This window comes from Microcoleus sp. B13-B6 (assembly GCF_036705405.1).
Lineage (GTDB): Bacteria > Cyanobacteriota > Cyanobacteriia > Cyanobacteriales > Microcoleaceae > Microcoleus.
Window position 1 is genome coordinate 1 of sequence record NZ_JAUBUJ010000032.1, and the last position, 11375, is coordinate 11375.

At 46.1% G+C, this 11375-nt stretch carries 13 protein-coding genes; 9 read left to right on the forward strand and 4 right to left on the reverse strand.

The genetic code is table 11. From position 1 onward, the window contains the following. The first annotated feature begins 378 nt into the window (after nucleotides 1-378). The 3 genes from QUB35_RS16355 to QUB35_RS16365 all read left to right on the forward strand — a co-directional run bounded on the left by QUB35_RS16355 (nucleotide 379) and on the right by QUB35_RS16365 (nucleotide 1741). On the forward strand, nucleotides 379-657 hold the full coding sequence (locus tag QUB35_RS16355; protein WP_333142864.1) for a hypothetical protein: 279 nt from the start codon (nucleotides 379-381) through the stop codon (nucleotides 655-657). 91 nt (nucleotides 658-748) lie between these two features. Then, nucleotides 749-1159: an AbrB family transcriptional regulator gene (locus tag QUB35_RS16360; RefSeq protein ID WP_293126913.1), complete on the forward strand. Its 411-nt coding sequence runs from the start codon at nucleotides 749-751 to the stop codon at nucleotides 1157-1159. 114 nt (nucleotides 1160-1273) lie between these two features. Beyond that, a complete protein-coding gene (locus tag QUB35_RS16365; RefSeq protein WP_333142865.1) occupies nucleotides 1274-1741 on the forward strand; it encodes a regulatory protein RecX in 468 nt (155 codons plus the stop codon). A gap of 101 nt (nucleotides 1742-1842) precedes the next feature. On the opposite strand, the gene QUB35_RS16370 is transcribed toward QUB35_RS16365, so the two are convergent. Then, a complete protein-coding gene (locus QUB35_RS16370; RefSeq protein WP_333142866.1) occupies nucleotides 1843-2358 on the reverse strand; it encodes a DUF4385 domain-containing protein in 516 nt (171 codons plus the stop codon). Beyond that, nucleotides 2355-2780 (reverse strand): DoxX family protein, encoded by a 426-nt coding sequence (locus QUB35_RS16375; RefSeq protein WP_333108604.1) that lies wholly within the window; start codon nucleotides 2778-2780, stop codon nucleotides 2355-2357. Before QUB35_RS16375 ends, QUB35_RS16370 begins: the two co-directional genes overlap by 4 nt. 1052 nt (nucleotides 2781-3832) lie before the next feature. On the opposite strand from QUB35_RS16375, the gene QUB35_RS16380 reads away from it, so the two are divergent. The 4 genes from QUB35_RS16380 (at nucleotide 3833) to ureG (ending at nucleotide 6797) form a co-directional block, all read left to right on the forward strand. After that, nucleotides 3833-4324 (forward strand): DUF4168 domain-containing protein, encoded by a 492-nt coding sequence (locus QUB35_RS16380; protein WP_333142867.1) that lies wholly within the window; start codon nucleotides 3833-3835, stop codon nucleotides 4322-4324. 429 nt (nucleotides 4325-4753) lie between these two features. Further along, nucleotides 4754-5191, forward strand: coding sequence for an urease accessory protein UreE (gene ureE, locus QUB35_RS16385; RefSeq protein WP_333142868.1), 438 nt, complete (start codon nucleotides 4754-4756; stop codon nucleotides 5189-5191). 127 nt (nucleotides 5192-5318) lie between these two features. Continuing rightward, nucleotides 5319-6032 (forward strand): urease accessory protein UreF, encoded by a 714-nt coding sequence (locus QUB35_RS16390; RefSeq protein ID WP_333142917.1) that lies wholly within the window; start codon nucleotides 5319-5321, stop codon nucleotides 6030-6032. Between the two features lie 162 nt (nucleotides 6033-6194). Further along, nucleotides 6195-6797: an urease accessory protein UreG gene (gene ureG / locus QUB35_RS16395; RefSeq protein ID WP_333142869.1), complete on the forward strand. Its 603-nt coding sequence runs from the start codon at nucleotides 6195-6197 to the stop codon at nucleotides 6795-6797. On the opposite strand, the gene QUB35_RS16400 is transcribed toward ureG, so the two are convergent. Together QUB35_RS16400 and murG are read right to left on the reverse strand one after the other, a co-directional pair. After that, nucleotides 6794-7408: a hypothetical protein gene (locus QUB35_RS16400; protein WP_333109250.1), complete on the reverse strand. Its 615-nt coding sequence runs from the start codon at nucleotides 7406-7408 to the stop codon at nucleotides 6794-6796. The two genes, ureG and QUB35_RS16400, sit on opposite strands and share 4 nt — an antisense overlap. Nucleotides 7409-7484: 76 nt before the next feature. Next, nucleotides 7485-8549 carry an undecaprenyldiphospho-muramoylpentapeptide beta-N-acetylglucosaminyltransferase gene (gene murG, locus QUB35_RS16405; RefSeq protein WP_333142870.1) on the reverse strand — a complete coding sequence of 355 codons (1065 nt, stop codon included), beginning with the start codon at nucleotides 8547-8549 and terminating at the stop codon, nucleotides 7485-7487. 221 nt (nucleotides 8550-8770) lie between these two features. Between murG and QUB35_RS16410 the strand changes: the two genes are divergently transcribed. Together QUB35_RS16410 and QUB35_RS16415 are read left to right on the forward strand one after the other, a co-directional pair. Next, nucleotides 8771-9697: a nuclear transport factor 2 family protein gene (locus QUB35_RS16410; RefSeq protein WP_333142871.1), complete on the forward strand. Its 927-nt coding sequence runs from the start codon at nucleotides 8771-8773 to the stop codon at nucleotides 9695-9697. 400 nt (nucleotides 9698-10097) lie between these two features. Then, the gene (locus QUB35_RS16415) at nucleotides 10098-10886 is read left to right on the forward strand and encodes an SDR family oxidoreductase (protein WP_333142872.1); all 789 of its coding nucleotides are present in this window, start codon (nucleotides 10098-10100) and stop codon (nucleotides 10884-10886) included. The last annotated feature ends 489 nt before the right edge of the window (nucleotides 10887-11375 follow it).

Genomic DNA, 11375 nt, shown 5'->3' on the forward strand with positions numbered 1-11375 from the left:
TTCTGCCTCCTGCCTCCTGCCTCCTGCCTCAAAACTCCAATTTCTAGCGGAGGGCTGCAAAGGTGAGATGCTCCCAAAACTATTGCCCTCTTAGTGGCTGCCCGATGTTTCTGCCGCAGCGCCCATTGAGTCGGGTTTGAGCTTAAACCGGTTCAACGAAGAGGTGAAATTTCCTTGAATTTTTACCGGATTGCCTTCCCCAGACTGCGTTCTGTGCAAGTTATATGCCCAACACCTTAATAGAAGATTGCCCGTTGGTATTTGGGGTTTTGAGGGGATTTCCCGCCCGAAAAATAGGGTTTACAAGTAGCTGGCAGTGGCATCGAGAACAAGTGCTGCCTCGTCTTGTTGAGGTAAAAGTTAACCCCGCGCCGGTAAATGCTTTCGGCAGATTTGCAGCGGCCGGGGTCTAGGTATTTCGATTCATGGCTGTCTTGTTTTTACCTTGACCACAGACTCGATCGGGGATTGGTGAATGCAGGGAACAGACTTTACTGTAAAAAAGTAAAGCATTTAATTTGCGACAATAATTCCCCGCGCGATCGCAAGAGAGGCTTACGCAAGGATTTGGGCCGCGAGGAGCAAATTGATCGCCCTTCGAGCATCCTTACTTGCACCCCCGGTCTTGAGGCCGCAGAAATTTCTCCAGAATCTTAATATTCAGAATTATTAGTATTGACAGTGAAACAAAGTTAATCTAATGTGTTGTAATTGATATAAGTAAAGTCCAATAAGCGAGGTACGGTCAATGGCAGAAACAGCTACAGCACCCTTAACAGGAAAAGGTCTGCTTCAAAAAATCAAAGGCAGTGATTTGCCACGCAGAGAACTTGCAAAGCTTTGCGGCTACTTCACGGTCAGCAAAAGTGGAGAAACCCGGATTAATCTGGCTGAGTTTTACGATGCAGTGTTAGCTGCTAAGGGCATTGAGCTAGAGAAGTCGAAAGCAGACGGACGCGGGCGAGAAGCGAGTTATCGAGCTAGCGTTCACAAGAATGGTTCGATCGTGATCGGGGCAAATTATACCCAAGAAATGGGATTAAAGCCGGGAGACGAGTTTGAAATTAAGCTCGGATACAAGCACATTCGCTTGATTCAGATCGATGTGGACAGACCGGATGTGGAAGTGGATGATGAAGAGGAGGATACAGAAGAATAAAGGCGATTCCCTGCGGGATAGCTTCGCCGCGCGTGATGCAGTCTGCCGATAGCAAGGCGACTGGATTTGGGATTCGCTACACGAGTATTTGCGCGCCACCCTTCAATTTAACTGATGAGCTGTCTTGACTATTTCTATTTTCTCTTGTCCCGCAAAGACTACAGTGCCTCTGAACTTCGCAAAAAGGGGCAAGAGAAAGGTTTTGGCAATGAGGAAATATTGGAGGCGATCGCGCAAATTCAAGACCGCGGCTATCAGTCCGACACTCGCTTGGTGGCAAACTCGATCGCCTCTGGTGCAGGCAAATACGGGAAGTCGGCCATCAAGCGCAAGTGCCTGCAAAAAGGAATTACCAACGATTTGTTCGAGCAAGTCTGGGAAGAAGAAATTGCCGAAAATCAGGACTCCGAAGCAGAAAAACTGGCCGAATTAAAAGCCAAAGTCATGCGGAAATACAAGATCGATACTTGGGGTAAAGCCGATCCGAAAACCAAGGGGAAAGTCTTGAATTACCTGCAATACAGGGGCTTTAATGCCTTTGAAATTTGGCGACAGTGGCAAACAGAAGAAGAAGATGAGTAAATAGTAGGGCCACGCAAATAGGTGCGGCCCAGATAGGCAAGCACAACTACACTGCTGCCGACGGGGCTAAAGTGTAAGTTCTGAGTTTTCGTAAATGTATGTCAATCCTCAGCGTTGACTAAATAAGATTCGTACATCTGCCGGTGTCTGGCTAAAAGTTCGAGATATTTCTCGTTGATTTTGGCCAGCATCCATTTCTCTTGAAAAATGGCGGCGGATTCTGCTTTCACCGGATCTGCTTCTAGCGGCAAAATATCTTTTCGAGCGGCGGTTTGCTCAGCAACAGACTTCAGTTTCTGAGGGTTTTGCTGGTATTTTCGACCGCTTTTGTGGTTGGCGTAGCGACGCGATCGAGTATACCCCATCTGCAAGAACTTGCGAGCCATGTCGGCTCCCACAAAATCATCGGCATCGAGATACTCTAAAAACAAGGAGTAAATTTTGCTGCTGGACTCCCTGGCAATTTCAGGAGTCTTAAATCTCCAGAAAGGCAAAATTTCTCCTTTGTAGGGTTCCACCAAAAGCACTCCCTGTTCTCCTTTCCCTACCCGATAAAGTTCCGGGTGCTGTCGAAAGTCGATGTTCTTAAAATCCGCATGGTAGTCGAACTGCTTCATTGGGCGTTTTCTGTTCTATCTGGAACTATAGAAGCCCGGGGTTTACCTTCGTCTGGTTGGGTATAAACCCAGGCCCAAGCAATGAAGACAGCTTGAAAAGGCAGCCTCAACCAATACAGTAATTGGTTGTGGGGAATCCCTTCTATCGGAATGTTGTTGACGGCTTGATTGATATTAGCTGGAAACACGGCAATAAACAAGGCAATTAATCCCCACGCCGCCGCCCTGCTGACAGGAGGAACTAACAGCCCAATTCCGCCCAAAATCTCGAAAAAACCGCTGATATAAACCAAGGCTTCCGGGTAAGGAAGCTGGGGCGGCACAATTCTGATAAAAGGTGCGGGTACTGCAAAGTGCAGCACCCCTACAATACTGATAGCTACTGCAAGAATAACTCGCCAAATTTCTTTTTGACTTTTCATGGGCAATGGGTAATTAATAATTGTTAAATTGCTGCGATAATGCTTGCCAAAATTCGCTATTTGCGATATTGATGACAAGAAAACTGAGCCCCAAAAATTCCAGCTTTCCGGGGTTGTCTACTCTTGCGGGTGGCTGTAACGATTTTATTTCGTAGAAAAACCAGGTTTCTGGGTAACTCCCAGACAAGTTTTCACAGCCCCAAACCGGAGGAAGCGAGAACTGGAATCGAAGGCCTGCGCGTTGAGTGCCCAAAACAACTAGCGCGCATTTTGATAACAAGATTTTAATGTCTAGTTCCCTGCTGCTGTCTCTATCTTCGGGTAGTAAAACATGATTATTGTTCCGGCTGTGGCTTCTTCAGCAGCCAAAGCAGGGGGGATTTTCTCGATCGACAAATGCACCACCGCTTAACATTCAATACGCTTGGGTTAAAACTATTTATTCCGGGCGAGATCCCTCTCGCATCCCCCTTAAGAAGGGGAGTAGGGGTTGACTTTGAGTAAGTTCTTCTCCCCCCCTTTTTAAGGGGGGTTAGGGGGGATCGAGCTTAACTGAACCGTATTGGCTTAACATTCAATAAATCATCCCCGCAATTGATGAGTGTGATTGCTGCTAAATTTGACCTAGCCTTCCAGACGCTTCCCTACCCTACCCTACGGGAACCCCTACGGGGAACGGGAACCCTGGCGGGAAGATAGCTTTGCTAGCCCGTACCTTGATGAGACTTATTAAGGCGAGTAATTTGTCAATAACTTTTAGAATTATTTAATATTTGCGCTTTGAGAATTATTGCCAGAGGCAATTCGGGAACGCTCTGTAATTAAAATTACCCTCTCAAGTTTGAATTTTGTCCACTTCCGACAGATGCTAGAATGAATGAAATTATCGGATTTGCTAAAAAGTCGATCGCCGTAGCAAATCCTAAAGCATCCTGCTGGAATTCAAAATAGTCACCAACGGCAGGAACTTTTTAGCCGCCACATGATTCAAAAAGATTGAGCCTCCAAGCGCTGTGTCATTTTTATCTACACGCAATCAATCACCCACGACCATGAACACCTCACTTAACACCTCTAAATTAAGCCTAAACCGGAGACTGCGACAATCGTTGTTTGCAGGCATCATTTCCACCGCAGCTTTGGCTAGTGGATGGGTTCCCGGTTTATACACACAATCCCCAAACCTCGTTTTCGGAGCAGCAGCCCAAGCTCAAGAAATTAGCAGCGAGGAAATTACTAGCTACGCTCGCGCTGTGTTGGCAATAGAACCCAGACGGGTGGAAGCTTTTAACGAAATTAAAGGAATGGCTGGGGGCTCGGTTCCCAGAGTAGTGTGCAACGAAACTCAGGAAATTAATAAGCTGTCGGGAGGTGTTCGTGGCATCGCGGTGAATTACTGCCAACAAGCTAAAAAAGTTATCGAAGGCCAGGGTTTGACAGTGAGTCGCTTCAACCAGATCACTTTGCTCCAGCAAGCGAATTCGGGAGTCAAACAGCAAATTCAAGCCGAGCTCCTGCGACTGCAACAAGCGGGCAATAAATAAGCTTGAGGGTTTGAGTCTTTCTTTCTCTCCCGTTCTATTAGACTTCTCCATAAAAGCTTGTTCAGGGCAGGCAGGATGCCTAAGCGCTACCTCCCCCCAACAATATATTGGAGATTTAAATTGTTCGAGTTCCTAGACGGTAGGCAAAATTTTTTGCAAAAAAAGCGATCGTCTGCGATAAAGTGCTTGACAAAATAACATAAATTTGGTAATAAGGCCAGAACGGGAGCGGTCAGAGAGATGAATTTTTTTCAACTGGCTGTAAGTCGCAATGAGATATAGCGATCGCCAACACGATTAAAACGTTTTTAATTTTTGAAACATGAGCTGAAGATGGGAACTTCTGTCTTCCTTATTCCTTCGGCTATAAAAAGATATTCCTCAAAAACTAGATGTCAAGTGAATGGCTCTGAGGAATAGAATATAAAAATGCTAACTTTCACCAAACATTTACCTGCAAATCCCGATGCTGTTGTCAGCTTTACTTTACCAATGACAGCCGACGATCGCACTCGCAGCCGCCACCGATTCGAGACAGAAACGGGGGAAAAGCTCCACCTGAGTTTACCCCGAGGTACGGTACTGCGCGATCGAGATTTATTGCAGTCGGAAGACGGTAGCTGTTTGGTACTGGTAAGTGCAAAACCCGAACTCGTGCTGACAGCGCGGGCATCAAGTCCGCTGCTACTGATGCGGGCGGCTTATCATTTAGGAAACCGTCACGTAGCTTTAGAAATTGCCGATAATTATTTAAGACTTTCTCCCGACTCTGTGTTGCAGGGAATGCTCGAAAAAATGGGTTTGGAAGTAACAGAGGAAATTGTGCCGTTTCAGCCAGAAATGGGCGCTTATGGACACAACCATTAGGAATGGGGCATTGGGCATTGGGCATTGGGCATTGGGCATTGTAACCAACAGTCAACAGTCAACAGTCAACAGTCAACAGTCAACAGTCAACAGTCAACAGCCAACAGCCAACAGTCAACAGTCAACAGTGAACAATCAACTTTTATCTTTGTTGCAGTTAGCTTTTGCACCTGTGGGAGCTTATAGTTATTCTGAGGGAATCGAAAGTCTGGTAGAAACCGGTGCGATCGACAGCGAGATTAATTTGAGAAATTGGTTAGAAAATTCGCTGCAATTCGGGGCTGTGCGAGTAGAAGCCGCTGTGGTGGTAAGGGCTTTGAGGGCGGCACAGATAGGGGATTTGACGGCTTTGAATTACTGGAATGCTTGGGCGACTGCTGCGAAGGAAACAGAAGAGTTGCGCTTGCAAAGTTGGCAAATGGGGCGGACTTTGGTCAGGTTGCTGCTGGATTTGCGTGAAGCGAAGCTATCCCGCAGGGAATCGCCCGTTGCTTCTGGGTTAACAACAATTGTAAAAGATTTGGTGGAATTGGGCGGCAATCCGTGCAATTTTGCGATCGGCTTTGGCATTGCCGCCGCCAACTGGCAGATTGAAGAGGAAGCGGCCGTGTTAGGATATTTGTACAGTTGGGCTGCCAATTTGGCGAGTGCGGGCGTGAAACTGATTCCCCTCGGTCAAACCGCCGGTCAACAGTTACTGTTAGATTTGCAGTCTCAAATTAGCTGTACGACGCAAGAAGTTTTAAAATTAGAAGATGATGAGCTTGGCAGTTGCAGTTGGGGATTAGGACTGGCTAGCATGGCCCACGAAACTCAGTACACTCGGTTGTTTCGGAGTTGAAAATCAGACAATCCAAAATCTAATTAGTAAGGTGCGTCAGAACCCCAAAGCCTCGATAATCGTTCCATAACTCCGTCTGACGCACCCTACAACTACAACTCGGTTGTTTCGGAGTTGAAAATCAGCAAATCTAAAATCTAAAATCTAAAATCTAAAATCGCTATGGGTGCTTTTCGTGTAGGAATTGCTGGGCCAGTTGGTTCGGGGAAAACAGCTTTACTGGATGCTTTGTGCAAGGCGCTGCGGCAGCACTACCAGATTGCTGTAGTTACTAATGATATCTATACTCAGGAAGATGCCCAGTTTTTGGTTCGGAGTCAAGCTTTAGAGAGCGATCGAATTTTGGGCGTAGAAACGGGAGGCTGTCCCCACACAGCCATCCGCGAAGATGCTTCTATTAACTTAGTAGCGATAGAAGAGTTAGAACAAAAATTCACTGATTTAGATTTAGTATTTGTCGAAAGCGGCGGCGATAACTTGGCGGCCACTTTTAGCCCGGAGTTAGTAGATTTAACAATTTACGTAATCGATGTCGCTGCGGGCGATAAAATTCCGCGCAAAGGCGGGCCAGGAATTACTAAATCTGATATGTTGGTAATTAATAAAACAGACCTCGCACCTTATGTAGGAGCAGATTTAGGCGTGATGGAACGGGACTCGAAAAAAATGCGGGGGGAGAAACCTTTTGTTTTTACTAACTTGAAGACAAAGGAAGGATTAGAATCGGTAGTTAATTTTGTTAAATTGAATATTGGTGATAATTAGGGATTAAGCGCGCGATCGTCCATTCCCAATGCTAAAATTCCCAAAATTTTACCCAAATTGGTAAGCAAAGTTTCGGTTGTCTCAACAAAAACCGCTTGTCCTTCGAGTTTTAAGAATTTCCACCTATCTCCTGTAGTGACAGCCCCATAAATTGTGGTAATCTCATTACCTTCACGCTCGTTGAAGATTTTAGCTGCTAGCATTTCAGCTATGCACTGTCCCAATCCCGAATTAATGTTTTCCTTTTTAGCCTCTACAATAGCAATGACTGGGGCTTTTACAATCAACAATTCTGGCGATCGACTTATCAGAAAATCACAATTCCCATTCAGCCCTCTTTCAGCATCTACAGTAAAATCAATGCCAGAAAATAAGCTCACGCGATGGTGCAAAAGTTTTCTCACTTCCATTAAAATCGGCGCGATAATCAGTTCCGAACGCGATTTTTCTGTATTGCTACCGAGAGCTACAGGCAGATTTTCTTGCAAAGTTTCTGTCAGTAATCTACTGTACTCTAACTCTGGTGCAGGAGTGAAGATTTCGACTATTTCAGAATAAGCTAAGTCAAAGGTTTTCAAAACTCTGTCTAAATTAAAGTCACTGTAGGCCATTTGACTTTCTCCTTATTACAAATTCTCGTTAAGCGAAGCTATCCCGAAGGGAATCGCCTATTTACTTTAACACTCCCTACCCTACTACCAATTCCCTGACCAAATTAGCCAAACGTTCTGTACTGTCTGTCACCGCTAATTGAGCAGCAGCTTGAGACATTTTTTCCAAATATTCGCAATCTCTTAACAAATACAAAACTTTGCTTTGCAACACATCTGCTGTCAGTTCGCTTTGACGGAATACCACAGCGGCGCCGGCTTTAGCAAATACTTCCGCATTAAATCTTTGGTGGTCGTCAGCCGCGTGAGGAAAAGGAATTAAAATAGAAGGTACTCCCGTCACTGCTAATTCTGTCAGAGCACTCGCGCCCGATCGACTAATTGCTAAATTTGCTCGCTGCAACAAACTCGCCACATTGTCGTAAAATGGCATAGACAAATATTGCTCGTGTTTCAAACTTTCAGCATCCGGGTCATTATTTCCGGTGAGGTGAACCACCCAAGCACCGGCATCAAACCAAGCCGGAGCACACTGCCGCACTAACTGATTGACTGCGACAGCACCTTGAGAGCCGCCCATGACTAAAATAACAGGTACGTTGTCAGGAATTGGCAAATTTAGAGGTTGGCGGGTGAGGAATTGCGATCGCACCGGTGTACCCGCAACCACGGTTTTCGCGCGGGGTAAATGCTGGGCTGCTGCTTCAAATCCGATCGCCACAGCAGTGCACAAAGGACTAAACCAGCGCGTCACCTTCCCCGGAATTGCATTAGATTCGTGGAGAATCACCGGCAAACCCAAAGAGCGAGCCGCTAGAATTGCCGGTGCTGCGATGTAACCGCCGGTAGTAAAGACTCCCTGAAAATTTCCCGCTTTGAGCAACTTCCGCACATGAAGGATCGAGCCGACGAGTCCGCCCAAAATTCGCACTGTACCGAGTCCAAATCGCTGCTGAAAGCCTTCAACGGCGATCGTGTGGAGGGGGTAAAGGGATGAAACTAACTCGGTTTCCATGCGGTCTGGGACTCCTAGCCATTCGATCTGACAGTCGTTCAACTGACTAGCGGTGGCGATCGCAGGAAATAAATGTCCACCAGTGCCGCTAGCTGCAACCAACAACCGGAGGGGGGCTTTTGTCAAGGTATTTGTTTCTTTTTTTACAAGTACAAGTTCCACAGGTCGATCAATTTTATATTTGAGGTTTTAGATTATTATGCTTATTATTCCGGCAGTTTCAGCCAATTTTGAATCAGCCATCTAAAATTAGATTGTGCCGTGTCCCTGCTTCCGCTGTCAGTTTTCGTTGCAGGCGAACAGTTGCCCAAGCTACGACCCCTGACAAATAACCAAATTATCACCTAATGCGTAATTTTTTGAATTTAGTGCCAAGTGCATCTGAGTATTTTTGCAGCCGTCGGGACGAAAAAGCCGATCCTCTTCGAGGGCTGCGCCAACGGGCGATCGTTTTTGGCTTTAACTGCGGGCAGTCGATCGCTCAAATGTTGTTATGTTTAACAGTGGTAAGTGCTGGCGTGCTGCATCCGAGTGCCGTAAGAGCGATCGGTGCGATCGCCGCGACTCCCCAAACGATCGTCCAAACCCCTGCAAATGCGCCCGCCCCACTCACAAAAGTGCTAACAGAAATTGACGCAGCGGCCAATCGGCGCGATGTCAAAGCAGTCATGGCATTTTACAGCCCGAATTTCACTCATTCTGATGGCTTAAACACCCAAAGTATGGCAAAAGCCCTCACCCAACTCTGGGAGAGATATCCGAGTTTAAATTATCGCACCGAGATCAAATCTTGGAAAACAGAAGGTAGCGCGATTCTCGCAGAAACCATAACTACAATTGCCGGCACTCAAAAAAAGGATGGCCGAGAATTAACTCTCAAAGCTACCATCCGTTCCCAGCAGCGCTTTGAAGGTGAAAAAATAGTTAGTCAAGAGATTTTAGCAGAACAAACTCAGCTTAGTTCTGGCAATAATCCTCCCACAATTGAAGTAAATTTGCCGGAGCAAGTTAAGGTAGGCGAAGACTACCATTTTGATGCCATTGTTCGAGAGCCGATCGGCGATGATATTTTAATAGGGACTGTTTTGGAGGAACCAATTACCGAAAAAACCTTTTTTAATCCCTCAGAAGTCGAGCTAGAGTTGCTAAATGCCGGGGGAATTTTTAAAGTAGGTAAAGCTCCGGCTACGCCCGAAAATCGGTGGGTTTCAGCAGTTTTGATGCGACAAGGTGGAATTGCAACAGTTAGTGTGCGATTGCGGGTTGTCAAGTAATAAAATAGGTGTTATGGGCATGGGGCATGGGGCATGGGGCATGGGGCATGGGGCATGGGTAATGGGTGATTGGTGATTCGTGATTAGTAAGTGGTATAAGCTGTTGTGCATTTAATTTGTATGTTGAGGGCGGGCTCTCCTGCCCAACCCCTACTCCCCACAAGAGGAAATTTTTATTCTACTATGCAATTTAAATGCGGATTAGCTTAGCGGTTATTAGTCACAGGAGATACATATTTGAAGATAAAAAAATCTCATTAAAGGAATTAAACATACCTCACTATAGCCATAAAGGCTATAGCAAATAACAAATAACAACTAACAAAACTAACAAATAACCAATGACAACCGTCAACAGCCAACAGTCAACAGCCAACAGTCAACTGACAACTGACAAAAAATGATTTCTATCCAAAACCAAATTGTTTTCATTACAGGTGCGAGTAGCGGTATCGGAGCAGCCTGTGCCAAGATATTCGCCCAAGGTGGAGCAAAACTAATTTTAGCAGCCCGCCGCCTCGAAAAGCTCGCTCTACTAGCAAACGAACTTGTAGAAACAAAATCCATCGCATCGGCGAACGAGATTTATTTGCTAGAATTGGACGTGCGCGATCGCCCGCAAGTTGAATCGGCGATAGTGGCGCTTCCCGATGCCTGGAAAAACATCGATATTCTGATTAACAATGCGGGATTGAGCCGTGGTTTAGACAAACTGCACGAAGGCAACTTTCAAGATTGGGAAGAAATGATTGATACCAATGTTAAAGGCTTGCTTTACATGACTCGTGCGATCGTGCCGGGAATGGTAAGCCGAGGCCGCGGCCACGTAGTGAATATCGGGTCAATAGCAGGCCGCCAAGCTTATCCGAAAGGTAATGTTTATTGCGCTTCCAAAGCAGCAGTGAGAGCTATTTCTGAAGGGTTAAAACAAGACCTTTTGGGAACACCAGTGCGAGTGACAGAAATAGAGCCTGGTTTGGTGGAAACAGAATTTAGTAATGTCCGGTTTCACGGCGATGCAGAAAAAGCCAAAAATGTCTATCAAGGATTGACACCGCTGACTGCTGACGATGTAGCCGATGTCGTGTATTTTTGCGCGACGCGATCGCCCCACGTCAATATTAGCGAAGTCTTGCTAGTTCCGACAGACCAAGCTAGTGCAACTCTGGTTCACCGAAAAGAGTTGTGAGTTTTTAGTGTTGACATAGCTCCTCGTCCTTTCATGAGCGAGGATTCCTTAACGCTTCACAGCAACGCGCTACCAAAGTAGTCTTACCGTCGCTCCACGTCCGTTTAGAGTCTCCCAATGCCCGCTAGGCGACTATGTTTCGTTGTACTCAAGCAAAAAGCTTGGTGTCTTCAGGGTTGCAGTTAAGCATTGCCCCTCCGAACTGTCTAGGTGCGCTCTCATCGTAGCTATTTCAACGCGTCTTGAGCCTGTAGACTTCTCTATTCTAGCTCAAAGCCGTCGTATAACGACGGGGTTTTAGACCCATTTCTTTGATAATTAATTAAAGCCGTCCTAGAAGGACGGGGCTTTAGACCCAATTTCTTGGTAAGTGTCCGGATTGCGATCGAATTCTCAGGAAGCTTAATTGGTAGATGCACCCTGATTAATTAACTCCCGACCAATTTTGGCCGGGTTTTTTTTGTCGATCGCACGCCCTCGCCAGAAATT